This is a genomic window from Novosphingobium sp. Chol11 (assembly GCF_900218065.1).
In the GTDB taxonomy this organism is placed as follows: Bacteria; Pseudomonadota; Alphaproteobacteria; order Sphingomonadales; family Sphingomonadaceae; genus Sphingobium; species Sphingobium agri.
On sequence record NZ_OBMU01000001.1, the window covers coordinates 70,677 to 97,614 of the forward strand.

Consider the following 26,938-nt stretch of genomic DNA (forward strand, 5'->3'; position numbering starts at 1 on the left):
CCATATCGCTGCCATAGCCGGTGCCACATCTGCGCGCTTCGCGCCGCACGGGTTTGAAGAAGGGGGATCTGCATGTTTCTAAGCCGCCGCGCTGCCAGCGCTTGTCTGTCCGCAGGGCTGGTCGCACTGCCACTCCCAGCATTCGCAGGCGGCTTCTATCTTCAGGAACAATCGCCCAAGGAGACCGGACGGGCGCTTTCCGGTGCGGGCGCGGCTGCCGATGATCCTTCCGCCATCTATTTCAACCCCGCCGCCATGACGGAGCTTCCGGGCGTTCAACTGTCTGCTGGGGTGATTGCCCTGTTCGCGACTGCGAGCCAGCAAAATCAGGGCAGCAATCGCACCGTCCCCGGGCTGCCCGGCGCCACCGTTCCAGTTGCTGGCAATTCCGGCGGCAATCCGTTCGACAAACTCATCCCCGTGCCCAGCTTCTATGTCACGGGGCAGGTCACGGACCGGCTCTGGATCGGCGCGGGCGTCAATGCGCCGTTCGGGCTGAAGCTTGCCTATGATGACGGCTTTTTTGGCCGCTACGACTCCCTCCACACCGACCTGAAGACCTATAACATGCAGGGATCGGCCGCCTACAAGCTGGACGATCATTTCTCCATCGGCGGCGGCGTGGACGTGCAATATGTGAAAGTCACGCTGACCAACGCCTTGCCGCAGCTCTCGCCGCTCATCGCGGCCGATGGGCTTGCGGAGGTGAAAGGGAAGGATTGGAGCGTCGGATGGCACGCTGGCCTTTTCTACACCAACGGCGTGACAAATATTGGCATTTCCTATCGGTCGGGCATCGATCATAGCATGACGGGCAGTCAGACCATATCGGGCCTGCAAAGCCTCCTTGCCGCCCAGAATGGCAGCACCGGTGTCAGCGCCCCGCTCAATCTTCCCGACATCGTGACCGCCGGTTTCATGCACCGGTTGACGCCGCGCCTGCGCGCCTTGATCAGCGCGCGCTGGTATAATTGGTCGGTTTTCAAATCGATCGCGATCACGGCCGGTGGCCGCACCTCGGTCAAGGAACTGGATTACAGGGACAGCTACAGCGTCAGCCTGGGCGGCGAATATGATGTCAATCCGGCGCTGACCCTGCGCGCGGGCACGATGTTCGATCGCACGCCCACCAATGCGCAGTTCCTGACGACCCGCGTGCCCGATGGCGATCGCGCCTGGCTGTCGGCAGGGGCGACCTATAATGTCTCGCCCAATCTCGCCCTCAATCTCAGCTACGCGCATAATTTCGTGGAAAAGGCGACGATCATCCGCCCCGACACCTATTATGCCGGAACTGCGGCGGCGACGACCGTCACCACCCTGTCCCGGACCAGCGGCAATGCCGATCAGATTGCCGCATCGGTGACGGCACGCTTCTAACTTGGTCCGCGAATGACTATAGGGGCTCCATCAGCACGGAGCCCCCAGTTCATGTCCGACCATAATCCCGGCCTGCGTCCCTGGCGCGACATCGCCCGGCGTCAATGCCGCCAGATCATGGTGGGCAATGTGCCGGTGGGGGGCGGCGCGCCCGTCACCGTGCAGACGATGACGAACACGCCGACCCATGATGTGCGCGCGACGATCGACCAGATTCGCCGCTGCGAGGAAGTCGGCGTCGACATCATCCGCGTGTCCTGCCCGGACGAGGAATCGACTGCCGCATTGAAGCAGATCGTGCGCGCCGCCCGCGTGCCGATCGTCGCCGATATCCATTTTCACTATAAGCGCGCACTCGAAGCGGCCGACGCGGGTGCGGCCTGCCTGCGCATCAATCCCGGCAACATCGGGTCGGAGGCGCGCGTCAAGGAAGTGGTGGACGCCGCCAAGGCGAATGGCTGCGCGATCCGCATCGGCGTCAACGCGGGCAGCCTGGAAAAGGACCTGCTCGAAAAATATGGCGAGCCTTGCCCGGAGGCGCTGGTGGAAAGCGCGCTCGATCATATCAAGCTGCTGCAGGATCAGGACTTCCACGAATATAAGGTTGCGGTGAAGGCGAGCGACGTCTTCCTTGCCGTCGCTGCCTATATGCAACTCGCCGACGCGGTCGATTGCCCCCTGCACCTTGGCATCACCGAAGCGGGCGGCCTGATCGGCGGCACGGTGAAAAGCGCGATCGGGATCGGCAACTTGCTCTGGGCCGGGGTCGGCGACACCATTCGCGTGTCCCTCTCCGCCGAACCGGAGGAGGAAGTGCGCGTCGGCTATGAGATCCTGAAGTCCCTCGGCATCCGCACGCGCGGGGTGAAGGTCATCTCCTGCCCCAGCTGCGCGCGCCAGGGTTTCGACGTCATCCGCACCGTTCAGGCGCTGGAGGAACGGCTCCAGCATATCCACACGCCCTTGTCGCTCTCGGTCCTGGGCTGCGTCGTGAACGGCCCGGGCGAAGCGCGCGAAACCGACATCGGCCTTACCGGCGGCGGCGCAGGCAAGCACATGGTCTATCTCTCCGGCCTCACCGACCACACCATCCAGGATGAAGGCATGATCGACCATATCGTCCAGCTGGTCGAAGCCAAGGCAGCGGAGATCGAAGCGGCAAAGATCGAGGCGGAAACAACGGACGCAGGACGCGCGCAGGCGGCGGAATAGGGGAGGGGGCTTTCTTCTCGATCGCTCACCAGCCTGCTTGCCTAAGACGGTCCCGCTGAGCTTGACCTCTCCTCTGCGGTTCCGCCCAACCCCCGTTCGGGCTGAGCTTGTCGAAGCCTGCTCCTGAGCGTCTGCTGCAAGCAGGCAGCCGAAGGCCCTTTCTTAGGCAAACTCCAACGACCATCCCAACCGATGCCATGACCTCATGACCCAAAGCCGCTCCCTCGCCATCCCCTTCGCGGTCTCCTGTCTCGCCGTCCTGCTGTTCGCCATCATGGACGCGACGATGAAAGGCTTGAGCCTCTCGATCGGCCTTTTCAACGCCCTGTTCTGGCGCGCGCTTGCCGGAACGCTGCTCGGCCTCGCCATCATGCTGCCGACCGGCCACCGCTGGCCGGACAGGGCGGTGCTGCGCCTCCATGTCCTGCGCGGCGTCGTCGTGACGCTGATGGCCAGCCTCTTCTTCTGGGCGCTGATGCGCATGCCGCTTGCCGAAGCCATCGCGCTATCCTTCATCGCGCCGCTCATCGCCCTTTATCTCGCCGCGTTGTTGCTTGGCGAACGGATCGGCAAGCGCGCCATCAGCGCGTCGCTGCTCGGCCTGGTCGGCGTTGCCGTCATCCTGTCCGGCCGGATGCAGGACAGCTATGATTGGGACGCCCTGCTCGGCGCCATCGCCGTGCTGGTTTCCGCTGTCCTTTTCGCATGGAACCTCATCATCCAGCGTCAGCAGGCGCAGCTCGCCTCGCCGGTGGAGGTAGCCTTCTTCCAGCATGGCATCATGTTCATCCTCTTTGGTCTCTGCGCCATCGCTGCTTGGGCGGCACCCGATCTCGTGCCCCTCCGCCTCGATCTGCCCGTGCCCGCCTCCTTCCTGCTGATCGCCGCCTGCGCGGGGTTCGCCTTCACCTCACTCGCCGCCTTTGCCTGGGCCTATGCGCGGGCGGAGGCGCAGCATCTGATCCCGGTTGAATATACGGCCTTCCTCTGGGCCGCGATCATCGGGTGGCTTGCCTTTGGCGAACGGCTGACCCTCTCCACCATCGCGGGCGCGGCGCTGATCGTCGCGGGCTGTCTCATCGCGATGCGCTCCGGTCCGCCAGCGCAAATGCATGAAGGAATCGCATGACTTGTCGATTTCGACGTCCGCTGAAAAACGCGTTTTTCTCACCACTTCCTTCATGACTTTCCCACGACCAGCCGAAACAGCGGACTCTTGACGCACACTCCTCGCTCGGCGCATTGTGCCGGAACGGAACATTTGGGGGACATTCGAAAGCCATGGCTGTCAGCCGCGGAGCAAAGCGCACGCCGGAATGGCGCGAAATGCTGAAACGCAGCCTCATCCGCAGCGGCGCGCTGATCAGCGCGATCGCGTTGATGCTGGCTACCCTGTTCCTGGCGCTCGCCCTGCTCAGCTTCCGCCTGAGCGACCCATCGATGATGACCGTCGCCGACAATCAGGTGCAGAACATCATGGGCTGGCCCGGCGCCTGGGTCTCCGCCTTCCTCTTCACCCTGCTCGGCGTCCCCGTCGCCCTTGTCCTGCCGCTGCTGGCGATCACTGCCCGCCGTCTTTGGGGCGATCAGGACATGACCGGCTGGAAAGGGCAGTTCGGCAAATGCCTGCTCGGCATCGTCCTCATCGGCATGGCGCTTGCGATGTTCCAACCGGACTCGCTCATCGACTTGCCTTCGGGCTGGGGCGGCCTCATCGGCCTCGCCACCGCCAACGGCGTGCGCAGCCTCACCTCCGCCGCGCCCGCTGCGCAAGGGTGGATCACCGGCATTCTCGTCATTTTGATGCTGATCGCCGGTTTCTTCACCTGGTATCGCAGTCTTGCGCTGGAAAAGCCGATACTAGCTCTGCGCCGCCCGACCCTGCCGCGTCTCAGCCTGCCCAAGCCCGCGCTTGCCTTCGCGGGCAACGCGCCCGCCGAAGCCGACGATGATGATGAAGGTGCAGAGGAACGCGTCATCGCGCCCCGGCGCGCCGTGTCGAACGAGCCCAAGCCGCCAATCACCATCCAGACTCCCAAACCCGCGCCCGCCCAGCGGCAAATGGCGCCGGTGTCTCAGGATGACCTGTTCGGCAACAGCTCGCTTCCCTCGGCCGATCTGCTCAACCCGATTCCGGCTGGGCAGGCGCAGAAGATCGACAAGGCGGCGCTTGAACGCAATGCGCGCCTGCTCGAATCCGTGCTCGATGACTTCCATGTCAAAGGCAACATCGTCGAAGTGCGCCCCGGCCCGGTCGTCACCATGTACGAGTTGGAACCCGCGCCCGGCATAAAGGCGAGCCGCGTGATCGCGCTGGCTGACGACATCGCCCGCAACATGTCCGCGCTGTCAGCCCGCGTCGCCACCATTCCCGGCCGCACCGTCATCGGTATCGAACTCCCCAACGCCAATCGCGAAGGCGTGTCGTTCCGCGAGTTGATCACGTCCGAACAATTTGCGCAGGACGCCACCCTGCCGATCATCCTGGGCAAGAACATATCGGGCGAGCCGATCATCGCTGACCTCGCCCCCATGCCGCACCTGCTGATCGCGGGCACCACCGGCTCGGGTAAGTCGGTTGGTCTCAACGCCATGATTCTGTCGCTGCTCTATCGCATGACGCCGGATCAGCTGCGCCTCATCATGATCGATCCCAAGATGCTGGAACTGTCGACCTATGACGACATCCCGCATCTGCTGTCACCGGTCGTTACCGAGCCGAGCAAGGCGATCCGCGCTTTGAAATGGGCGGTCGAGCAGATGGAGGACCGCTATCGCATGATGGCGTCGATCTCCGTCCGCAACCTCGCCAATTACAATGAGAAGGTCCGGGCGGCGAAGGCCAAGGGCAAGCCGCTCGGCCGCCGCGTCCAGACCGGCTATGATCCCGAAACCGGCAAGCCGATCTACGAGGAAGAACAGCTCGACTTCCAGCCGCTGCCCCAGATAGTGGTGGTGGTGGACGAACTTGCCGACCTGATGATGACGGCGGGCAAGGAAGTGGAATTCCTGATCCAGCGCCTTGCACAGAAAGCGCGCGCTGCAGGCATCCACCTGATCCTCGCGACCCAGCGCCCATCGGTCGACGTCATCACCGGCGTCATCAAGGCGAACTTGCCGACCCGCATCAGCTTCTTCGTGACCTCGAAGATCGATAGCCGCACGATCCTGGGCGAACAGGGCGCCGAGCAACTGCTGGGCAAGGGCGACATGCTCTACATGCATGGCGGCAAAGGGCTGATGCGCGTCCATGGACCGTTCGTGTCCGATGATGAGGTGCGCGTCGTCGCCGATCATTGGCGCGCGCAGGGCCAGCCCGACTATATCGCCGCCGTAACCGAGGAACCCGAAGAGGGCAGCTTTGCCCTGGATGGGGTGGATCTGGGCGATGACAGCCCCGACGCTCAGCTGTTCCGCAAGGCGTGTCAGCTGGTGTTCGAGAATCAGAAAGCCTCGACCAGTTGGCTCCAGCGCCAGCTTCGCATCGGCTATAATTCAGCCGCGCGCCTCATAGAACGGATGGAGGAAGAAGGGCTGGTCGGTGCCCCCAACCATGTCGGACGCCGTGAAGTGCTGCGCGACGAAAATGGCAATCCGCTTTGACGATTGCGAAAAACGCAATCGGGGCGATGCTCAACGCATTTGCGATAATGATCGGGACCGTTCAATAAGGACGGGCCTTTCAGGCATCCTCTCCTAAAACTTTCCAGGCTGGTCTTCGGACCAGCCTTTTTTTTGATCTGCCAGGAATTTACATCCGGCTGCAGAACGGCCTTATTGGCGCGCGCGATCAGGAACGCATCAGTTCACGATGGGTTCAACGCCTGACCTTACATATTGTTTTCTCAACAAAGCGGAGAAAAATACATGAAGCGCTTGGTTGCGCCCCTCGCCTTGGCTCTGGCCGCCGCGCCCCTGATCATCCCTGCGTCGCCCGCACCAGCGCAGCAGGCGCAGGGCGGCTTGGCCCAGGTAAATGCCTATATTCGTGGCGTCACGACCATGACGGCCGACTTCGTGCAAACCGACCGCGCCGGTCAGACATTGTCGGGCAAGCTCACCATCAGGCAACCGGGCAAGGTGCGGTTCCAATATCAGAAGGGGGTGCCGCTGCTCATCGTCGGGGATGGCAAGGCATTGACCATGATCGACTATGAGGTCCGTCAGGTACAGCGCTGGCCGATCGGCAGCTCGCCGCTCGGCGCCTTGCTCGACCCGAAGAAGGACCTGTCCCGCTTCGGCAAGCTGATCCAGACCGGCGATCCGAAGGTCATCAGTGTACAGGCGCGCGATCCCAAGCGGCCCGAGTTCGGGACCATCACGATGATCTTCCAGAAGGACCCGGCTGGCCCGGCTGGCCTGCAACTCTATGGCTGGGTGGCGCTGGATTCGCAGAATAATCGCACGACGGTTCGTCTGTCGAACCAGCGTTACGGCGTTCCCGTTGCTGATTCTGCGTTCCGCTGGACAGACCCACGGCCGAAAGGGCGTGCTGCCGGTGGATGAAGCGGGTCTGGCGTGAGATGGACGGTGATACGATAAATCCTGTTCATCTTGGGCTCATATCCGCAGCCCTAATAAGGACTCCACGGCGCGAGACGAAATCCGGGATTTCCCCCCTGTTACTCGGATGTCACTCCCGCCGCAAAGCGCTTCAAGGGCGCGATCGAGACCCCCGTTCCATGCCCCCGGAGCGGGGGTCTTACTGTGTCAGGATCATGCGGCGCGGCGCCCAAGCTTGCGCGGGCCTTCACAGGGTCTTAGGGGATCAGCATGCCGAAGACACTCAGCATCGCCTCCTGGAACATCAACAGCGTCCGCGCCCGAATCGACATCGTCGAACGCTTCCTGACCGAAGAAGCGCCTGACCTTCTTTGCCTTCAGGAAACAAAGGTCGTGAACGAGACATTCCCGACGGAGATGTTCCGGCGCTTGGGTTATGTTCATCAGGTGCTGAACGGACAGCGCATGCACCATGGCGTCGCGATCATGAGCAAGGTGCCGATCCATGAGGATGACCGGTTGGACTGGCAAGCCAATGGGGAAGCGCGCCATGTCGGCGTCCGTCTGGACAATGGGGTCCGCATCGAAAATGTCTACGTCCCGGCGGGCGGCGATGTTCCCGACCGCACGGTCAATCCGAAGTTCGGCCAGAAGCTCGACTTCCTTGAGCGAATGATCGAGTGGTCTTCCCAGCTCGAAGACAAGCCGACCATCCTGACCGGCGATTTCAATATCGCCCCGATGGAATGTGATGTGTGGAGCCACAAGCAACTGCTGAACGTGGTCAGCCATACGGCGATCGAATGCGAACTGCTCAACCGGTTGCAGGATTCTAACAATTGGGTGGACATCGGCCGCAAATTCTTTCCCGCGCCCCAGCGCCTTTATACCTGGTGGAGCTATCGCGCGCGCGACTGGGCGGAGTCCGACCGGGGACGGCGGCTGGACCATATGTGGATGACGCAGGACGTCGCTGACAAGGCCGTCTCACATCGGGTCGTCGAACCGGCGCGAAGCTGGGTCAAGCCGTCGGATCATATTCCGATCATCACGGAGTTCGCCTTCTGATGAGGCTCTTGTCATGAACGCCCGCGCTGCCGCCCGTGCAATAGATGCCCTGCGTCGTGGCTGGGCCATCAGCGTCCATGCAGCGGACGGCGTCGTGCATGTCATGGCTGTAGAAGGCGCGGACGCTGTGACGCTGAAGGCTTTCGATCCTTCGGGCAAGGCTGACATATTGGTCGCGGCGGCCAGAGGCGAGACGTTGAAGCTTGCCAACCAGTTGGCGGCGGCTGATCCCGACATGCCGGTGCTGATCGCCCGCGCCCCCTGGATCGATGGCGATGTGGCGGCTGCGATCGCTGATCCGGTGCTCGACCTCTCATCACCCTTGAAGGGGCCATTTGCCGCAAAGCCGCTCGGCGCGCCGCTTGCAGCGAAAGCGACGCTCAGGCTCGCCCGCCTCGCGGGCATTCTTCCCGCCTTCTTCGTTGGATCAGAAGGATCAAGCGAAGCGTCAGTCGATGCAGCCGACATCGACGCTTATGGCGATGCGGCGCACCTTGCGATCGCAACGCGCGCCCGGTTGCCGGTCTCTACAAGTGAAACGGCCGAGATCATCGCCTTCCGCAGTCCTGATGAGCCGCGCGAGCATGTCGCGCTGGTCATCGGCACGCGCGATGACTCGCCGCCCGTGGTGCGGCTGCATAGCGAGTGCCTGACGGGCGATGTTCTCGGGAGCCTCAAATGCGATTGTGGCCCGCAACTGCATGAGGCGCTGCACCGGATCGCCGACTCTCGCTGGGGCGTGCTGCTTTATCTCAGGCAGGAGGGGCGCGGCATCGGCCTGATCAACAAGCTGCGCGCCTACGCTTTGCAGGATCAGGGCTTCGATACGGTCGACGCCAATATCCGCCTCGGCTTTGCCATCGATGCGCGGGATTTTTCCGTAGCGGCGCGCATGCTCGAATTGTTGGGTATCGATGAGGTCAGGCTGCTCACCAACAACCCGAAGAAGGTCGAGGGGTTGGAGCAAGCCGGCGTCAAGGTCGCCGAGCGCCTGCCCATCATATTGGCGGCCAATCCCCATAACGAACAATATCTGGCTACCAAGCGCGACCGCACCGGGCACCAGCTATGAGCGTCATCCAAGTCGACAGCGCCAGCGGCCGACTTCAGTTCGGTACGTTGGATATCGAATTTACGCTGGGCCGCAGCGGCGTTTGCGCGGCGGCCGACAAGCGGGAAGGGGATGGTTGCACTCCTTTGGGCGAATGGCCGCTGCGTGGCGTGTTGCTGCGCCAGGGGAAGATTGATCCCGCCGCTATCCAGCTTCCCTGGCGGTGGGTGAGGGAGGGCGATGGCTGGTCCGATGATCCGGCTGATCCCGCCTATAACCGCCCAGTCCATCTGCCACGGCCTTTTTCAGCCGAGTCGTTGCTGCGTGAAGATGATGCCTATGACGTGATCATCATACTCGGCCACAATGACGCGCCGCCGGTGCCAGGGCAGGGGAGTGCCATATTCCTCCACCTCTCCGAAGGTCGTCCGACCGCTGGCTGCATCGCGATCGATCGCGGTGACATGCTGAAGCTGTTGCCGATGCTCGCCCCGGGCGACACGGTGGAGATCGTCTAGCGGCGGCAATCAGGCCTGCTGAAGCGCTTCATCCGCCTGATCGCCCGCAGCCTCCAGCAGCCGCCGTTCCAATGTCTGGATGCGCGCCTTGCTCTCGATCTTACCGCCCAAAAGGTCCGTCACGTAAAAGGTGTCGACCGCCCTTTCGCCATAGGTGGCGACATGGGCGCTATGCACCGTGACCTTCGACTGGAAGAGCGCGTTGGCGAGACTGAACAGCAGGGCAGGGCGATCGCGGGCATTGACCTCGATCACCGTGAAGCGGTTGGATGCCTTGTTGTCGATCAGCACATTGGGTTCGATGCGGAACGCCTCGGCACGGGTGCGGGACAGGGGGCGCGCTTCCAGCTTCGTGATCATGCGGTGACGGTTGGCCAGCGAATCCTCGATCGCATTGCGGATGCGGGTCAACTGCTCCGGGCTGTGGAAAGCGCCGCCCAGCGGGTCTTGCACCAGGAAATTGTCGATCGCGACGCCATCCCGCGTGGTGTGGATGCGCGCGTCGATGATGTTGCCGCCCGCCAGGTGAATGGCACCGGCAATCCGGTAGAACAGGCCGGGATGGTCGGCGGCATAGACGGTGACCAGCGTCGCGCCGCGCTGCGGATAATATTGCGCAGCAATCGACAGCGGCGCGTCGCCGGACGCCAATATATGCTGCGCATTGTGGATCAGAATGTCTTCGGGCTCGGCGATCCAGTAGGATTCGGGCAGGCGATTGCTGAGCTTCTGGAACTCGGCCTTCGTCATGCCAAGTGCGTTTCGCAGCGATTCCTGCTTGGCGGTGACACGCTCGCTGCGTCCCTTTTGCTTGTGGCCAAGGCGCAATACTTCCTCGGCAGCTTCATACAGGTCGCCCAGAAGCTGCCGCTTCCAGCTGTTCCATACGCCAGGCCCGACGGCGCGGATATCCACGACAGTGAGGCAAAGGAGGAGGCGCAGTCGCTCCGGGCTTTGCACCACCTCCACGAAATCCAGGATCGTCTTGTAATCCGCCAGGTCGCGCTTGAAGGCGGTGGCCGACATCAGCAGATGGTGCCGCACCAGCCAGGCAACGGTCTCGGTTTCCGCAGCGGACAGCCCCAGACGCGGGCAGAGATGTTCCGCGACCTCTGCACCCAATATGCTGTGGTCGCCTCCTCGCCCCTTGGCGATGTCGTGGAGCAGAACCGCGACATAGAGGACCCGGCGCGACAGCAGCCTTCCCATGATTTCGGTCGAAAGCGGGTGATCCTCTTCCAGATCGCCCTTTTCCACACGCGCCAGAAGCCCGACAGCGCGGATGGTATGCTCATCGACCGTGTAATGATGGTACATGTCGAACTGCATCTGTGCGACGACGCGCCGAAAATCGGGGATGAAGCGGCCGAAGACGCTCGACTCGTTCATCCAGCGCAGCACGGTTTCGGGATCGCGGCGTGATGTCAGCACGTCCATGAAGGCGGCGTTGGCGCGGGCATCTCGGCGGACCTTGGCCGTGATAAGGCCCGCATCCCGGCTCGCCGCGCGCATCGCGCTCGGGTGAATGGCCAGTTCATGACGGTCGGCCACGGCGAAAATCTCCAGCAGCCGCACTGGATTCTGTTGGAAGAAGTCGTCGCTTGGCAGCGCGAGGCGGCCGCGGTCCAGCACGAAACCGTCCAGCTTCTTTGGACGGCGGAAAATGGACGGAATGTAGCGTCGGCCCTTGGCGCCCAGCTGATCATCGAGATGCGCCAGGAACACGGCGGTCAGGTCGCCGACGATCTTCGCGTTCAGGAAATAATAGCGCATGAAGCGCTCCACCCCGGACCGGCCTTGCCGCCCGGTAAAATGCATTCGTGTCGCCGTTTCCAATTGCAGATCGAACGTCAGACGGTCCTCCGCCCGCCCGGTGATCATGTGCAGATGGCACCGCACGGCCCACAGGAAGTCCTCCGCCTTCTGGAACTGCCGCAGTTCAAGGTCGGTGAGCAGGCCGACATCCACCAGTTCGGCAACGGACTTCACCCGGTTCACATATTTGCCGATCCAGAACAGCGTATGGAGGTCGCGCAGGCCCCCCTTGCCTTCCTTGACATTGGGTTCGACGACATAGCGGCTGTCACCCATCCGCTTGTGCCGCTCGTCCCGCTCTTCCAGCTTTTCGGTCACGAACGCGCGGGCGGTTCCCTGCATCACTTCGGCATCGAAGCGCCGGGCGGTTTCCTCATATAGCGCGCGGTCACCCCACACATAGCGCGCCTCCAGCACCGCCGTGCGAACCGTCAGGTCCGCCTTGGCCATGCGCATGGTTTCATCGATCGACCGGCTGGAATGTCCGACCTTCAGCCCCAGGTCCCAGAGCGAATAGAGCATCGATTCGATGACCTGCTCGGTCCATCCGGTCGGCTTCCATGGCGTGATGAAGGCGATATCGACATCGCTGTGGGGCGCCATCTCGCCGCGCCCATAGCCGCCCACCGCCATCAGCGTGATGCGCTCACCGGTACTGCGATTGCTGGCGGGATAAAGATGATGCGTCGTCGCGTCGTACAGCAGCCGCAAAATCTGATCGATCAGGAAAGCGAAGGCCGTCACAGCCTCCCGTCCGCGCGTCGGCTTGGCTTCCAACCGCCTTGAAACGTCCAGGCGCCCCGCGTCGAGGGCTGACTTTAGTTCCCGGACGATCAGGCCCCGCAGCTTCGCCGGATCACTCCTGTGCTCCCGCGCCAGATCATGGATACGATCTGAAATCGCGCGACGATCGATGATGGACCGGCGGGAGCCGAGGGAGGGGTACTGCATGACCATCGGCTCAATCTAATGTCAGCTGCTGGCCGCGGCCAGTTGTTTCAAGTGATAAAGCTGCTCCAGCGCCTCGCGCGGAGAAAGGGCGTCGGCATCGATCAGGTCGATGGCGGCGCGCAGGGCATCGACCTTCTCTTCCTCCTGCGCGGCGGCAGCGGCGAAGAGGGGAAGGTCGCCAAGCCCCGCCGCAATGCCGCCCGTTTTGGCGCGGCCTGCTTCCAACCTGTTCAGCACATCCTTGGCCCGCTTGAGCACAGCGGGCGGCAATCCCGCCAGCCGCGCGACGGCAAGGCCATAGCTGCGATCGGCTGGCCCAGGTGCCACCTCATGCAGCAATATGAGGTCGCCTTTCCATTCCCGCGCGCGCACATGGTGGAGGGACAGCGAGGAGAGCGTTTCCGCCAATCGCGTCAGCTCATGATAGTGGGTGGCGAAGAGGCAGCGGCAGCGATTGACCTCATGCACCGCTTCAACAACAGCCCACGCAAGAGCCAGCCCGTCATAGGTCGATGTGCCGCGTCCGACTTCGTCCAGGATGACGAAGCTGCGCTCGGTCGCCTGCGCCAGGATGGCCGCGGTTTCGACCATCTCCACCATGAAGGTCGATCGTCCGCGCGCGAGATTGTCCGAAGCACCGACCCGGCTGAACAACCGATCCACCAACGTCAGCGTCGCCGACTGCGCCGGAACATAGCTCCCTGCCTGCGCCAATATCACGATCAGCGCATTTTGTCGCAGGAAGGTGGACTTGCCGCCCATATTGGGCCCGGTAACCAGCCAAAGCCGATCATCGGCACCCAGGCAGCAGTCATTCGCGACAAAGGGCTGCCCTTCCTTGCGCAGCGCGTCCTCGACGACGGGGTGACGGCCACCGATGATCTGCAGGCACGGTCCTTCGCCATCCTGCAGCAGGAAGTGGGGCCGCTGCCAGCCCCCTTCGGCGGCCCGCTCCGCCAGCGCAGCCGCGACATCCAGCCTGGCGAGCGCATCCGCTGCAGACGCGATCTCCGCCTTGCGCGCCAGCGCCGTCTCGATCAGATCCTCCAGATGGGCCGCTTCGGCCACCAGTGCATGGGCGCCTGCCTGCGCGACACGCCCGGCCTGCTCATGCAGGTCGACCGAGTTGAACCGCACCACGCCTGCCAGCGTCTGGCGATGGGTGAAGCCGCTGTCCGGTTGCATCAGCGGGTCGGCGGATCGGGCGGGTACTTCGACATGATAGCCGAGCACGCCATTATGCCGGATCTTCAGCGATGCGATGCCGGTACGCTCACGATAGCTGGCTTCCAGGGCCGCGATGGCGCGCCTGCCGTCACCGGCCATCCGCCGCAGTTCGTCGAGTGCCGAGTCGTAGCCATCGGCGATATAGCCGCCATTGGCCGTCTCTGTCGGAGGGGTGGGCACCAATGCGCGGGATAGACTGTCGACCAGCGCTCCATGGCCGTCCAGCGCTGGCAATAATTGCCGGAGCAGAAGCGGCTGATCAGCCAATCTGCCCAGCCGCTCGCGCAGCATCCGTGCCTCATTCAGGCCGTCGCGAAGCTGCCCTAGGTCACGCGGACTTCCCCGACCTACGGCGATCCGTCCCAACGCTCGCCCGATATCGGGAAGGGCCCTCAGCGCAGCACGCAGCTGATCGCGGAGCAGCGGGTCGTCATGGAGCAGTTGCACCAGTCCAAGCCGGGCCTCGATGAGCTCTTGATCCATCAGCGGAGCCGACAGATCCTGTGCGAGCAGCCGCGCGCCTGCGCCCGTGACGGTCCTGTCCACTGCCCCCAACAGGCTCCCGGCCCTCGCGCCGCTCATCGTGGCGGTGATTTCCAGGCTTTCCCGCGTCGCGGCGTCGATCGCCACATGCGCGCCGCTCGTCTTCCGCACGGGGGGAGCCAGGAAGGGCAGGGTGCCCTTGCCCGCATGGTCGAGATAGGCGATAAGCCCGCCCATCGCGGCAAGCTCCGTCCGGCTGAACTGACCGAATCCGTCGAGAGTGGCGACACCAAAGAGCCGCTTGAGCGCCGTCTCCGCCCGGTTGCTCGAAAAGGCTGCACGGTCGAACGGATGTGCCTCGGGCAGATCAAGATCGAACCCATCGGGCAGTACGATCTCACTGGGCCTCAGTCGTGCCAGCTCTGCCGGAAGATCGCTCGACCGCAAGGTCAGCGTCTCGAACCGACCTGTTGAAATGTCGGCGGCGGCAATCCCGATTTCGCCGGTGCCTTCACCGCCTGTCTGCGCAAGCGCAACCAGCATATTGTCGCGCCGGGAATCGAGCAGCGTCTCCTCGGTGAGCGTGCCCGCCGTCACATACCGCACGATCGCACGTGCGACGAGCGCCTTGCTGCCCCGCGCCTTCGCCTCGGCGGGGGTCTCCGTCTGCTCGGCGATGGCGACCCGGTGCCCTGCCTTGATCAGCCGGGCGAGATAATTTTCCGCGCTGTGCACCGGTACGCCGCACATCGGGATCGGTGCGCCGCCATGTTCCCCCCGGCTGGTGAGCGCGATGTCCAGTGTGGCCGCCGCCGCCTTTGCATCGTCGAAAAAAAGTTCGAAAAAATCGCCCATGCGATAGAAGAGCAGGCAATCCTGCGCCTCCGCCTTCAGCGCCAGATATTGCGCCATCATCGGCGTCGGCTGGCTCGCTGCGATATCCTTGGGGCTGTGCATGGCCTTTTGGCGATAGCGGCAAGCAGCAGATCAGGAAAGGGTGTGGAAAAAAGGTGGCCGTGCGCTTGCCGACAGGTCCGCCTTGCCGCTAGGGCCTCATCAGTAGGTAAAGAGGGGCGGATGCGTCATGGCAGATAAGTCGAACGTGGAATTTTCCGAGCGCGAGGCGCTGTTTTTCCATTCGACTGGCAGGCCAGGCAAGATCGAGATCATCGCATCGAAGCCGATGGCGACCCAGCGCGACCTCAGCCTCGCCTATTCGCCCGGCGTGGCCGTTCCGGTGCGCGCCATCGCGGCCGATCCGCAAACCGCCTATGACTATACCGCCAAGGGCAACCTCGTCGCCGTCATCTCGAACGGCACGGCCATCCTTGGCCTTGGCAATCTCGGCGCGCTCGCGTCCAAGCCGGTGATGGAGGGCAAGGCGGTGCTCTTCAAGCGCTTCGCTGACGTCGACTCGATCGATATCGAGCTCAAGACCGAGGATGTCGACAAGTTCATCGACGCGGTCGAGCTGATGGAGCCGAGCTTTGGCGGGATCAACCTTGAGGATATCAAGGCACCCGAATGCTTCATCATCGAACAGACGCTGAAAGAACGGATGAACATCCCCGTCTTTCACGATGACCAGCATGGCACCGCGATCATTGCGGCGGCGGGCGTCATCAACGCGGCGATGCTGACCGGGCGCGATCTCAAGGACATGAAGGTGGTGGTAAACGGGGCGGGCGCCGCCTCCATATCCTGCACCGAGCTGATCAAGGCGATCGGCGTCGCGCACGACAATGTCATCATGTGCGACAGCAAGGGCGTTATCTACCAGGGCCGCACCGAAGGCATGAACCAGTGGAAATCGGCGCATGCGGTGAAGACGGATGCACGGACGCTTGGCGAAGCGATCAAGGGTGCGGACGTTTTCCTCGGCCTCTCCGTCGCGGGCGCGGTGTCGCAGGAGATGGTGAAGTCGATGGCGCAAAAGCCGATCATCTTCGCCATGGCCAATCCCGATCCCGAAATCGCCCCGCCCGAGGTTCTGGAAGTTCGGCCCGATGCGATCGTTGCGACCGGGCGCTCGGATTATCCGAACCAGGTCAACAATGTGCTGGGCTTCCCCTTCATCTTCCGCGGCGCCCTAGACGTCCGGGCGACAGGCATCAACGAGCCGATGAAGGTCGCCGCGGCCCAGGCGATCGCGGAACTCGCGCGCGAGCAGGTGCCCGAGGAAGTGGCGAAGGCCTATGGCAGGTCGCACAGTTTCGGCCCCGATTACATCATCCCCGCACCGTTCGACCCGCGCCTGATGGAGGTCGTTCCGGCGGCCGTGGCGCAGGCTGCGATGGAAAGCGGCGTCGCGCAAAAGCCGATTTCTGACATGGCCGCCTATCGCCAATCGCTTAAAGGTCGGTTGAATCCCACGACCTCGGTCCTGACAAGCGCCTATGAGGTGGCGAAAGCCAACCCCAAGCGCGTGGTGTTCGCCGAAGCAGAAGAGGAGGTGGTGCTGCGCGCCGCCATCCAGTTCCGTGACCTTGGCTATGGCATCCCCGTGCTGGTCGGGCGGAACGAAGTCTATGACAAGCTGAAGGCGCTGGGCGTCCGCGATCCTGAAAGCTTTGAACTGCACAACAGCGTCAACTCGCCGCTGGTCCCAGAGATGGTGGATGCGCTCTACGGCCGGTTGCAGCGGCGTGGACATCTTCGGCGCGACTGCGAGCGTATGGTCAACCGGGACCGCAATATATTCGGTGCTTTGCTGGTCAGCATGGGCCATGCCGACGCGATGATCACCGGCGTGACGCGGCCGTTCGCGCAGACGCTGCGCGAAGTGAAGCGCGTCATGGATCCGGCGGTGGGCCGCACCGCCTTTGGCATTCATATCATGGTGTCGAAGGACAAGACGGTGTTCCTGGCCGACACCACGGTCAATGAGCGCCCTTCCGCTAGTGAACTTGCCGATATCGCCGAGGGCACGGTCGCCGTCGCGCGGCGCATGGGACATGACCCGCGTGTCGCTTTCCTTTCCTATTCCAACTTCGGCAACCCGCCGGGTGGCCATCTGGAAAATGTCCGTGATGCGCTGAAGGTGCTCGACGGCCGGAATGTCGATTTCGAATATGAGGGCGAGATGACCGCCGACGCGGCGCTCAATCCTACGGTCATGAAGAATTATCCGTTCAGCCGTCTGTCGGGTCCCGCCAATGTGCTGGTCATGCCGGGCCTCCAGTCAGCCAACATCTCGGCCAAGCTGCTGCGCGAACTTGGTGGTACGACGATGATCGGACCTATGCTCGTGGGCATGGAGAAGTCCGTGCAGATCGCCACCATGTCGTCCAATGCGTCCGAACTGCTGACGCTCGCGGTCCTGGCTTCGGCGGGTGTCGCCCTTTAAGGGCCGATGTCAGTGAACTCGGCTCTGCCGCCAGAACGCGAGTTCTTCCGGCCGATCGATATCAAGTTCCAGTCCCCGCCGCCGAAGGCTGAGAAAGGGCAGGCCCAGCCGGCCTGCTTCGGCCCGGTGGGCGGCGAAGCTGCCATCGCCATAGTGGAACGCGAACTTGGCGGCCGAGGGGAGGGGTAGCGATACAGCGTTGGTGCCGGTGCCCGCATGGTCAGGCGCGATGGCGACACTCTCCCCCGGCAGGTTCAGCAGGGCGGCGACATCGTCAGCTTTGATCAAAGGCAAATCTGCCGACACTATCAGCAGCCGACGGACCCCCGCCCCGATAGCCGCATTCCGCGCTCCTTCCAGCGCCACATTGAGCCCCTGTCCAGCGTCGGGAAGCAGCGGGATGTCGCCTGGTAGGTCATGGCGTGACGGGCCGAGTAGCAATACCCGCTGCAGACCGACAATGCTTTGCGCGGCAGATACGGTTTGTGCCAGCATGTCAGCCACCAGCTTTCGACGCTCTCTATCGCCGAGGACAGGCGCAAGCCGCGTCTTGCACCATTCAGGGGCCTTGATCGGTATGACGACCCAGCAGTTCACGATCAGCCAGCGATCCGATCCGCCAACGCCAAAGCAGCGCGCGCGACGCGTTCCCGGTCCGCTAGCGTCTTCATCAGCGTGTCGGTGACGTCATGTGGAATGGTCAGGCCAGACGCATCGTCCCGCTCATCGACCAGCAAGCCGTCGATGACATCGGCATAATGCGCGGCGATACTTTCGTTCGTCACGGCCAATCCCATCTCGCCCATCAGCTTCGCAGTAGGCCCCTTGACTGCTTGCCCGCCTACGATCGGCGACACGGCCACGATCGGTGCATGCGTATCGGCGAGTGCCTCCTTTATGCCGGGCACGGCCAGGATCGGGTCGACGCTGAGCCAAGGATTGGAGGGCGCTATCAGAATGGCCTTGGTGGCTGAATCCGTGATCGCTTCGATCACGCCCGCCGCCGCTGACGCCCGTTCGGCGCCCTCAAACCGGATGGCCTCCACCTCAGGCGCGCAACGGCGTTCGACAAAATAGCGCTGAAACGGCATGTCGCCCTCACTTGTAGTGAGATGAGTGGCCACAGGGTCATCGCTCATCGGCAGAATGGAAAGACCCAACTCCCACGCAGAAGCGAACCGCGCCGTGATAGCGCTTAACGTCTCGCCCTCTGCAAGCAGATGCGACCGCAGTACATGCAGCGCCAGGTCCCCATCGCCCAGCAGGAACCAGTCTTCGCCGCCCAGCGATTTGACGGCATCCATGAAGCTCCAGCTTTCGCCCTCCCGGCCCCAGCCTTGCGTTTTATTGGCCTTTCCGGACAGGGTATACAGCAGCGTGTCGATGTCTGGCGATATGGCAAGCCCCAGGTGCCGGAAATCGTCTCCCGTGTTCACGATGGCGGTGATCTGTTCCGGCGGGCATATCTGCATCAACCCCAGCACCAGCTTGGCTCCGCCCACGCCTCCGGTCAGGGTCACGACCCGGCTCATCGAAACAGATCCTCCTCGATCGGCCGCACAAGCGTGGCGGCTGGAGCATCCCCGGGCGGCAGACGCAATCCACGCATGAGAACAGCCGGTATGCTTTCGGCCCCTTCACCGGTGACCAGGGCGGCGGCGGTCGCAATCTGATCAGCCAGCGCGATCTGCGTCACTTCCAGCCGCCGCCCATCCCTATCCTCCTCGCCCCGCCGGTCGACGAGCGCCGGCAGTCCCGCAGCGCCGATCGCCACACCCACGACACCGTGGCGCCAAGGCCGTCCGAAACTGTCGGAAATGACCACGGCAGGGGCGGCGCCGTCGCTCGCAAGATCATGGCTAAGCGCGGCGGCTGATCCATCGGGATCCACCGGCAGCAGCAGCGCCCGTTCCGCGCCACCCGGACCGATATTGGATCGATCTATGCCACCATTGGCCATGACATGGCCAAGCCTGTGCCGGGTAATCAATATGTGCGGCACGGCACGTACGATGGCGCTGCTTTCACGAAGCACAAGTTCGACGAGGCGGGGATCTTTCCTCGTCGTTTCCGCCAGTTCCAGCGCTTGCTCGCTAGGCACGACCTCAGTGAGGTCCACCATGCGGCCTTCCGCCTTGGACAATATTTTCTGCGTGACGACCAGTATATCGCCTTTCAGCAGCGGCCACAGCCCGGCCTGCCCAAGCGCATCGCGCAACAGCATGGCCAAGTCGTCACCGGCACATATTTCTGCCAGGCCGGTCAGCGGATGAATCGAGATCATGAGGCGATGTAGCGCGCGACCATCCCTGTGGGTAGCCGCTCCATTGCCGTGATCAGCATGGCGTTACGGCTCCTTAACATGGATGAAGTAAGGCGTTGATGATGACCGCCCTTCTGATCACCGTAGACACGGAATTATCGTCGCTGCTTCATGAGCGGGGGATGGGTCTGGAAGACAATGTCCGTTCATCCATCTGGGGAGAAGCCGAGGGCCGAGCCTATGGCATTGGCTGGCAGATGGATGAGCTGGAGAGCCATGGCCTGAAGGGTGTGTTCTTCGTCGACCCGATGCCCGCGCTTTTATATGGGACGGAGTTTCTGAGACCCATCGTCACGCCGATCGTGGCACGCGGACATGAGGTGCAGCTGCATATCCACAGCGAATGGCTTCGCTGGGCGCGTCACTCTCCTGTGAGCGGGCAACTGGGCCGCAACGTCGGCGATTTCAGTCAAGCAGACCAAGCCATATTGCTGCGCCTCGGCAAGGCATGGCTGGAGGAGGCGGGGGCACCGCCGATTACCGCCTTCCGCGCGGGAAATTTCGGTGCCAATGACGATACATTACGGGCGCTTGCTGACGTCGGCCTGGCTTGGGACAGCAGCGTCAATCCGGCCTATCATCGCTGTGGCTGCCGGATCAGCGGCGCTCGCGATCAGATCGCTCCTTCTCACCGCTTCGGCGTTGGCGAACTCGCGGTGTCAGGTATCACGGACCGGCCCGGCAGCTTCCGCCCCGCGCAAATCTGCGCGATGTCGGCGCGGGAGATGCGCACGGGTCTGCGCCACGCCGTGCGCGAAAGCCATGCGGCTTATGTGGTCGTCACGCACAGCTTCGAAATGCTCAGCCGCGACCGCAAACGTCCCAACCATGCAATCATGCGCCGGTTCACTTCTCTCTGCCGCGCCGCAGCCCAATTACCAGGCCTCACTGTGTGCGGCTTCCACGATCTTCCATCCGACATGGCGGCGACCGCACCCTCCTCACACAACCGCGTACCGCCAAGCCGCGTGCGAACGGCAAGCCGCATGGCGCAGCAGCTATGGGCCAGCTGGCGCTACGAACGCCGCTTGATACCGGCGTGATTGCCGCAGCTGTGATCTAAAATCGGAATGATGGCGGAGACGGAGTCCGCAGTCCGCCATACTCAAACGTTCTCAGGAAATCAGAAAACCATTATTAAATAGTACTTTAGCAAAAATCCGTTCTTAAGCGTTCTCTTCGAACCTTCTCCATTTCCAAAAATTTTGTTGGGCGGTATGTGGGGCGGCTGATGTTGGGCGGGATGTTGGTTGATGAGCGGATTTAAACCTGCGGGAGTGCATCGGGAGAAGCGGCTGACGGCTGCTACGATTCGTACCCTGACGAAATCGGGCCTTCATGCCGATGGCAACGGCCTCTACCTCAAGGTGGACTCCAATGGGTCCAAGCGCTGGATTCAGCGTATCGTCATCAACGGGAAGCGTCGGGACGTTGGGTTGGGTTCCATTGCTCTGGTAAGCCTCGCAGAGGCCCGTGAAGCGGCCATAGAGAACAGAAAGGCTGCGAGGGCCGGTGCTGACCCCATCGCGGCAAAGAGGGCTGCACAGGCCGTTCTCACGTTCGAGGAAGCTGCTAAACGAGTCCATGAGCTCAACAAGCCAACCTGGCGCAATGAAAAGCACGGCAAGCAGTGGATAGATACTCTCGATAAATTCGCATTTCCCTTCATCGGCAGCAAGAGGATCAGCACGATTAGTAGTGCCGATATACTTTCCCTTCTGACCCCCATATGGACCAGCCGCCCTGAGACTGCTCGCCGTGTTAAGCAGCGGGTGGGGACCGTCATGAAATGGGCAGTGGCAAACGGCTGGCGTCTCGATAACCCTACCGAGGCTATTGGGCAGGCGCTGCCAAAACATGATCGTTCAAAGGTAAAGCATCGTGAGGCGCTGCCTTACGACCAGGTAGCCGCTGCCATAACCCACGTCCGCAATAGCGATGCGGGGATTACTACAAAGCTGGCGTTTGAATTTCTTGTTCTGACCGCGACTCGATCCGGGGAGACCCGTGAAGCAAAGTGGGGTGAGTTCGACCTGACAAAGAAGGTGTGGACGATCCCAGCCAGCCGCATGAAGGCAAAAAAGGCACACGAAGTTCCGCTCTCTGATCGATGCCTGATGATCCTCAAGGAGGCTGAACAGCATAAGCAGGAGGGATCGGACTTGGTGTTTCCTGGCACCAAGGAGAATAGGCCACTTTCAGACATGACCCTCTCCAAGCTGATGAAGGAACTCAACATACCGGCAGTGCCTCATGGCTTCCGATCTTCATTCCGTGATTGGGCAGGTGAGCAAACCCATCACCCGCGCGAAGTTATAGAATTCGCGTTGGCCCATGTGATCAAGGATAAGGCTGAGGCGGCCTATGCTCGTTCTGCCCTGCTTGAGAAGCGCAGATTGCTCATGGATGATTGGACCAGTTTTCTAAGTCAGACATAGAAACTGTTCTGCCAAGAAAACAACGACTTACATTTTTAGAAATCATAACAAATAAACATTTGATATCATTCGATTTTTTCCTTGACGGTCACCGCCGAAGCGCCATTTTACACGCTATTGGCAGCATGGTGAGGTTATGGATCAGGATCGATATCTTAGGCGAAAAGAGGTAGAGGCGCTTACGGGCCTCTCTACCGCTTCTATTTACCGACTTATGACGGAAGGCCTTTTCGTTCGCCCATTCCGTGTGGGAAAGAATGCCGTCCGCTGGCGATATTCAGAGGTTAGTGAATGGCTATCCAATCGCCCCAGGACCAAAGGAGGCTGGCTTTTAAGCCCCGCCTTCGCTGAATAGGCTTGTCCAGGGGTGAGGTTAGAAAAGCCGCGTGTGAATCCTGTTCACTTGTTCTGGATTACAGCCAAAAAGGTTTGTCATGGCGGTTCTTAAGCTATGTAGACACCTATCAAGTTGTAAGAAGCTGAGCTATGTTTAATCTTGTACACTCGTTTATGCTTCTGTTGATAAGGTTTCCTAAATATAGCTAAATATACGATAGAAGCTTTCAATTATATTGTTTAAGTCAATATCAAATAGATAATACTTCTCCTTCCGCTAGGGTGATATAGTTATAAATGGGATAATGTTAAGACAGTTCTTAATAACCAATTATATTATATCAAAGCGGATTAACCCAAAACCTTCTCTGCTCCGTATAGCCTAACTGCTTTATTTGTCTTCCCCTTGAAAGGGAAGAATGGAAGCCACTCCACGTATGATACCTAGTGATTGCACTAGGACATTATATCACCCATTATAGGTTAGGTTGTTCCTTAGGCCGGTTTCAGGCTTTACAGGAGGGTCGGAAGGGTAAGTTCCCCCGGAGCACCTAGCCTCTTCTTCGTGGAAGATCGAATGACAGGCTTTGAGCACATCGGCAGTTCGCCTTCGCTAACCAATAGACACTGTTCTGTCCAAGCTTCTCAGCATCATGCCGGAATATAGAGGATCGGTTTGAAAGAGATATTTTCTCTTACACGCACATTGTAACTGAAACAGTGCTGAGGAACAACCGTTACTATTCAGTATTTTTAGTAGAATATCTATAAGGAAGTTTGATCTCATATTTATTAGATGAATAGCTGGTACCTAATTCTTCGGATGGACGCACTCGACGTTAGAGAAGGTGGATGGGAGTGAAGCCAGAGTTCAAGGCAAACTGGGTTTTATTCAGTATATGCCATTACGGGCTCTGGAAGGTACCTTACAGTGGAAAAGCCTACATCCAGGCAGAAGGATGGCCAAATCGACAAAGTGGCTCTTAAAACAGCTCTAAGGGCCTATTGTCATATTTATGAATACGTTATTGCTGTTGGAGCCGACGCAACTCTGCCTGATCCTCCTTTAGGCTGGACCTGTTTAGCTCAAGGCGATCACAAATTTCCTTTTGTTCCTTATCGCGCTCAGCCGCTTTCTGCTTCTTCTCGCTTTCGATCCGGGCGAGGGTTGCTTTGGCAGCTTGTGCCCGGCTTTCGTAAATCTGCTTCCAGCCGTTTACCTGGCTTGGCGGCAGGCCCATTTCACGACCTAAGGCTGTTCTGATTGCCCACTCCTGATCGGGCGCTATGTTGACGAGATTATCACCGACCGCTGCATCCCATTCGGCAAGATAGCGTTCCCTTGCGTCTTCGGCATTCTCTTTAGGCCCGTACTTACATTGGGTTTGCAGGTCGGGAATTCGCGCGCGTGTTTCAGCAATGTCCCTTTGCAACGCCTCTATACGGCCCTGCCGTTCGCTCTCTGCCCATGATGAGCTGCAACTATTCACTCCCCAGATCAGAGCTCCGCAAAGGGTGACACCCATAACAAGGCGAGATGCGGAAGAGCCACTACCTCCGTTGGACTTAGGGCCTCTTCGCGCTTCTCCACTGCTGTCTCGTTCGCCGTTGGTCGGTCCAGCGGATTTCCGAAAGGAATGATCACAGTGGATGCAATAGCCGATGGCTTTCGATGTGGGTTTCGAACAATGGGGGCAGCGATACAGCGGCGCAGGATCGATGCGCTTAACTGGTTTAGGCAAAGCAGTGGCTGCCGTCTTTGCAGGAAAGCGGAGCCCGCAGTGCTTGCATACTTTCGCAGCAGTCTTGATCGTTTCTGCACAATCGGGGCAAGTTCGTTCGTCGGCAGAGGGCATGTTAATCCCCCATCACATAAGCCGTTACCATCTTTGCCTTTAGGTCAGCGTAATTCTGGTCAAAACGCTCTACCAAATAGTCCTGATTAGGGCTTAGTTCCAAAGAGAGCTGGTACAATGCCCGAGCATTTTTTTGCTCGTAGGCACATGCTCCCTCTACAGCCAGCTTATAGGAGTCTACGGAAACTTTCTTAGCTCTTGCCTTCGCGTCGAACGTCTTAAGGCAGTTGTTCCTCTCGGTGATAGCATCAGTCTGAGCCTGAGCATTGCTGGTCAGGGCAACCAAGGCGCACACGAAGATGGCACAGTTATAAGAAATTCTTTTCATATCGCCCCTGCATTCAAGTTAGAGGCGGAAACCCGACGAAAGCCGGGCGTTAGTATCCCTGCACATAGCACAAGGCGCATGTGCCTTTACCGGTGAAACCGGCTGGACATACGCACATGCCACCCGGCCGAAAATTCGACCGAGCTATGTGATGAGAGGATACTAAGCCTCACAGCCGGGACTCACCGACTGCGAGATTGTGATGGCAAACAAGGCCGTCGAGGTAAATCCTCTATTTGTTCTCCTGACCCTTTCTGGAGAATGCGATGATGCCGTGGCGATGCTGCTGACTGGTCACGCCTTCCAATCAATTGAGCGCAGCGCCCCTCTTCTGGATCAATGCCACACTGCGAAAGCGAAAAAAGAATCGAGCAAAATCAGTGAGATATTATTAGATAGTACAACAAAAAATCTCTTGTTGCGTTCGATATTTTTCCGCTCTTAATAGGTCTCCGAGGCCAAAAGCTCCGGAGTCCGGCCTCTTAATTGCAATGAGCAAAGAAGAGGTGTGAACATGACAGACAAAGTTGATCTCGAACAATATTGTTTCGGTGGCTGGCGATTCAGCGAAAGCAAACGGGCGATTGTTTATAGCAGAGACGATATACTGTTTTACATCATAGCTGTGGAAGACCTCAAACATTCAGAAGCGGTGGATTACTGGGAGGATCGCTTTTTGCATTCAGCGGTGTTCGACGAAATCGGCTATTATGGCTGGAAAGATATACTAGATTTTGTGTTCCTCAATATTATCAATTGATGGACGGGGCTGTGGGGGAGATATTCTCGCGCAGCCCTATTCACAACTGTGCAATGATGATTGTAAAGAAGCGTAACGTTGCGGATCGATGGAACAACCGAATTCAAAGACTTAGAAGATGCCTTGAACTAAACTAGATAACTACTTTAGAGAGTTGTGTCTTTAGTTATCCCGACTCGCTGGATACTTGTCAGTAGGAGATTTTAAACCCCATAGAGCAACGTTGTTAGGCAAGAGGTAGGGTAGTAGCCTAAAGTCCTTTTTTGACGCCTGGCGACCCCTTAAATCGCCTCAAAACGACATTTTAGATGGCAACGTCAGACCTATTGACCTTGGGCGCATGGGAAAGGGCTGTTTTATGGCTGGGATGGCTGGGATGGCTGGGATGGGTGGGAAGCCGACCCTCAGACGGTCCGCAGAACTGCTTCTTCAAAGTGCAAGATCAGCACTATTCTGCCCTGTTCATCCGTTACTTCGATGAAGCCGGAGAGGTCCAGCACACCCCCAATCACGTCCGCGCTGATCACCGAACGGGCCGCAGCAATGGCGTGATTGCGAGCAGAGGTTACGCTTTCAAGCGTCTGGCCTTCGGCGTCAGGCAACACACCGCTGCGGTCATGCAGGTGGAAAAAATACTGTGCCACACGATTACCTTACATCCTCGGGGAGGAGCGCGCACTAACTTAGGCTTGGCACAGATTGCATTGAGAAAAAGTTCTTGAGCGCTTGTAAAAAAACAGATGCGCGAACCTGATGCCACGTCTATCGAGCAGGGCAGCGGAGCGCTGAAAGGCTGATCTGCGCTGGGCCGGAATCGAGTATGGGTCGCACTTTTCTCTTCCGGCCCAGCAAACTTAACTCAAATGCACTCAGTGCTGTATTATTTGTTAACCACAAATGTGTCATTAGATATCAATACGTTACTCTTTTTATTATCCGCATAAATGCGTAGCGTATTGCAATGAACCTGGAATTGCAGCCTATTTGACGCGCAGGTTAGCCTGCATTGCGACCCAAACTGGCCCCGCCCCCTTGTGGCGCGGGGCATTTTGATAACGACCCTGTGCCGAAGGTCAGCTAATGGTCGCTTGCTGCTGGGCAGCTTTCTACACGCTCACATGAGAGGCCAAGCAAAAACGATGCTGTTGCGATTCTCGACCATATTTGTTTCGATATCGTTATTTTCTAAGGGGTACCCCTGGAAAATGAAAGCAAGTCCGGCTGTGCAACCCGGCAAGCACGGGGGCCTTTCGCAGCAAGGAACAAAGTTTCTGTGTGGTCGCCTTAAAAATTCCAGCGTGAGGTAACTCATCAATCGTCCGACGACTTTCCTCGTCTTCTTT

Annotated in this window: 22 protein-coding genes and 1 pseudogene; 14 read left to right on the top strand and 9 right to left on the bottom strand. The window is 60.1% G+C overall.

The features are described 5' to 3' along the window. The first annotated feature begins 72 nt into the window (after window positions 1–72). From NCHOL11_RS00360 to NCHOL11_RS00395, 8 genes are all read left to right on the top strand, one after another. Window positions 73–1,380, top strand: coding sequence for an OmpP1/FadL family transporter (locus NCHOL11_RS00360; RefSeq protein ID WP_097090570.1), 1,308 nt, complete (start codon window positions 73–75; stop codon window positions 1,378–1,380). A 51-nt stretch (window positions 1,381–1,431) separates the two neighbouring features. Further along, complete coding sequence (gene ispG, locus NCHOL11_RS00365; protein ID WP_097090571.1) at window positions 1,432–2,592, top strand: flavodoxin-dependent (E)-4-hydroxy-3-methylbut-2-enyl-diphosphate synthase; 1,161 nt, start codon at window positions 1,432–1,434, stop codon at window positions 2,590–2,592. A gap of 205 nt (window positions 2,593–2,797) precedes the next feature. After that, complete coding sequence (locus NCHOL11_RS00370) at window positions 2,798–3,721, top strand: DMT family transporter (protein ID WP_097090572.1); 924 nt, start codon at window positions 2,798–2,800, stop codon at window positions 3,719–3,721. A 152-nt stretch (window positions 3,722–3,873) separates the two neighbouring features. Next, window positions 3,874–6,195: an FtsK/SpoIIIE family DNA translocase gene (locus NCHOL11_RS00375; RefSeq protein WP_097090573.1), complete on the top strand. Its 2,322-nt coding sequence runs from the start codon at window positions 3,874–3,876 to the stop codon at window positions 6,193–6,195. Between the two features lie 264 nt (window positions 6,196–6,459). Further along, window positions 6,460–7,098 (top strand): LolA family protein, encoded by a 639-nt coding sequence (locus NCHOL11_RS00380; RefSeq protein WP_097090574.1) that lies wholly within the window; start codon window positions 6,460–6,462, stop codon window positions 7,096–7,098. Between the two features lie 267 nt (window positions 7,099–7,365). Beyond that, window positions 7,366–8,163 (top strand): exodeoxyribonuclease III, encoded by a 798-nt coding sequence (xth, locus tag NCHOL11_RS00385; protein ID WP_097090575.1) that lies wholly within the window; start codon window positions 7,366–7,368, stop codon window positions 8,161–8,163. Window positions 8,164–8,176: 13 nt separating this feature from the next. Beyond that, window positions 8,177–9,235: a GTP cyclohydrolase II gene (gene ribA, locus NCHOL11_RS00390; RefSeq protein ID WP_097090576.1), complete on the top strand. Its 1,059-nt coding sequence runs from the start codon at window positions 8,177–8,179 to the stop codon at window positions 9,233–9,235. Continuing rightward, window positions 9,232–9,732: a L,D-transpeptidase family protein gene (locus tag NCHOL11_RS00395; RefSeq protein ID WP_097090577.1), complete on the top strand. Its 501-nt coding sequence runs from the start codon at window positions 9,232–9,234 to the stop codon at window positions 9,730–9,732. Before ribA ends, NCHOL11_RS00395 begins: the two co-directional genes overlap by 4 nt. A 9-nt stretch (window positions 9,733–9,741) precedes the next feature. Here NCHOL11_RS00395 and NCHOL11_RS00400 read toward each other — a convergent pair whose 3' ends face one another. Then, window positions 9,742–12,504: a [protein-PII] uridylyltransferase gene (locus NCHOL11_RS00400; protein ID WP_097090578.1), complete on the bottom strand. Its 2,763-nt coding sequence runs from the start codon at window positions 12,502–12,504 to the stop codon at window positions 9,742–9,744. A gap of 15 nt (window positions 12,505–12,519) precedes the next feature. Continuing rightward, complete coding sequence (gene mutS, locus NCHOL11_RS00405; protein WP_097090579.1) at window positions 12,520–15,165, bottom strand: DNA mismatch repair protein MutS; 2,646 nt, start codon at window positions 15,163–15,165, stop codon at window positions 12,520–12,522. A 127-nt stretch (window positions 15,166–15,292) separates the two neighbouring features. Between mutS and NCHOL11_RS00410 the strand changes: the two genes are divergently transcribed. After that, on the top strand, window positions 15,293–17,554 hold the full coding sequence (locus NCHOL11_RS00410; RefSeq protein WP_097090580.1) for an NADP-dependent malic enzyme: 2,262 nt from the start codon (window positions 15,293–15,295) through the stop codon (window positions 17,552–17,554). 9 nt (window positions 17,555–17,563) lie between these two features. On the opposite strand, the gene cofC is transcribed toward NCHOL11_RS00410, so the two are convergent. From cofC to cofE, 3 genes are read right to left on the bottom strand one after another with little or no spacing between them, the layout of a single operon-like run. After that, window positions 17,564–18,151, bottom strand: coding sequence for a 2-phospho-L-lactate guanylyltransferase (gene cofC, locus NCHOL11_RS00415; RefSeq protein WP_097090581.1), 588 nt, complete (start codon window positions 18,149–18,151; stop codon window positions 17,564–17,566). A 2-nt stretch (window positions 18,152–18,153) separates the two neighbouring features. Then, window positions 18,154–19,086 carry a 2-phospho-L-lactate transferase gene (cofD, locus tag NCHOL11_RS00420; RefSeq protein WP_097090582.1) on the bottom strand — a complete coding sequence of 311 codons (933 nt, stop codon included), beginning with the start codon at window positions 19,084–19,086 and terminating at the stop codon, window positions 18,154–18,156. Continuing rightward, window positions 19,083–19,838 carry a coenzyme F420-0:L-glutamate ligase gene (gene cofE / locus NCHOL11_RS00425; protein ID WP_097090583.1) on the bottom strand — a complete coding sequence of 252 codons (756 nt, stop codon included), beginning with the start codon at window positions 19,836–19,838 and terminating at the stop codon, window positions 19,083–19,085. The genes cofD and cofE overlap by 4 nt, the downstream gene beginning before the upstream one ends. Before the next feature lie 101 nt (window positions 19,839–19,939). Between cofE and NCHOL11_RS00430 the strand changes: the two genes are divergently transcribed. From NCHOL11_RS00430 to NCHOL11_RS18755, 3 genes are all read left to right on the top strand, one after another. Then, on the top strand, window positions 19,940–20,920 hold the full coding sequence (locus NCHOL11_RS00430) for a polysaccharide deacetylase family protein (protein ID WP_097092620.1): 981 nt from the start codon (window positions 19,940–19,942) through the stop codon (window positions 20,918–20,920). A 210-nt stretch (window positions 20,921–21,130) separates the two neighbouring features. After that, window positions 21,131–22,315 (top strand): tyrosine-type recombinase/integrase, encoded by a 1,185-nt coding sequence (locus tag NCHOL11_RS00435; RefSeq protein ID WP_097090584.1) that lies wholly within the window; start codon window positions 21,131–21,133, stop codon window positions 22,313–22,315. A gap of 136 nt (window positions 22,316–22,451) precedes the next feature. Beyond that, window positions 22,452–22,670, top strand: a complete 219-nt coding sequence (locus NCHOL11_RS18755; protein WP_097090585.1) for a helix-turn-helix transcriptional regulator — start codon at window positions 22,452–22,454, stop codon at window positions 22,668–22,670. Between the two features lie 1,006 nt (window positions 22,671–23,676). Here the strand turns inward: NCHOL11_RS18755 and NCHOL11_RS18455 are convergent. The 3 genes and pseudogenes from NCHOL11_RS18455 to NCHOL11_RS18310 all read right to left on the bottom strand — a co-directional run bounded on the left by NCHOL11_RS18455 (window position 23,677) and on the right by NCHOL11_RS18310 (window position 24,835). Further along, complete coding sequence (locus NCHOL11_RS18455) at window positions 23,677–24,177, bottom strand: hypothetical protein (RefSeq protein WP_097090586.1); 501 nt, start codon at window positions 24,175–24,177, stop codon at window positions 23,677–23,679. A gap of 129 nt (window positions 24,178–24,306) precedes the next feature. Continuing rightward, window positions 24,307–24,507 (bottom strand): annotated as a pseudogene (locus NCHOL11_RS18760) (zinc ribbon domain-containing protein); the annotation flags it as partial. Between the two features lies 1 nt (window position 24,508). Then, window positions 24,509–24,835 carry a hypothetical protein gene (locus NCHOL11_RS18310; RefSeq protein WP_097090587.1) on the bottom strand — a complete coding sequence of 109 codons (327 nt, stop codon included), beginning with the start codon at window positions 24,833–24,835 and terminating at the stop codon, window positions 24,509–24,511. Window positions 24,836–25,037: 202 nt separating this feature from the next. On the opposite strand from NCHOL11_RS18310, the gene NCHOL11_RS17965 reads away from it, so the two are divergent. Continuing rightward, window positions 25,038–25,280, top strand: a complete 243-nt coding sequence (locus tag NCHOL11_RS17965) for a hypothetical protein (RefSeq protein ID WP_141397794.1) — start codon at window positions 25,038–25,040, stop codon at window positions 25,278–25,280. Between the two features lie 69 nt (window positions 25,281–25,349). After that, window positions 25,350–25,595, top strand: coding sequence for a hypothetical protein (locus tag NCHOL11_RS00455; protein ID WP_097090588.1), 246 nt, complete (start codon window positions 25,350–25,352; stop codon window positions 25,593–25,595). Window positions 25,596–25,999: 404 nt separating this feature from the next. Here the strand turns inward: NCHOL11_RS00455 and NCHOL11_RS00460 are convergent, their stop codons facing one another. Next, window positions 26,000–26,239: a DUF6894 family protein gene (locus NCHOL11_RS00460; RefSeq protein ID WP_097090589.1), complete on the bottom strand. Its 240-nt coding sequence runs from the start codon at window positions 26,237–26,239 to the stop codon at window positions 26,000–26,002. Window positions 26,240–26,938: the final 699 nt, after the last annotated feature.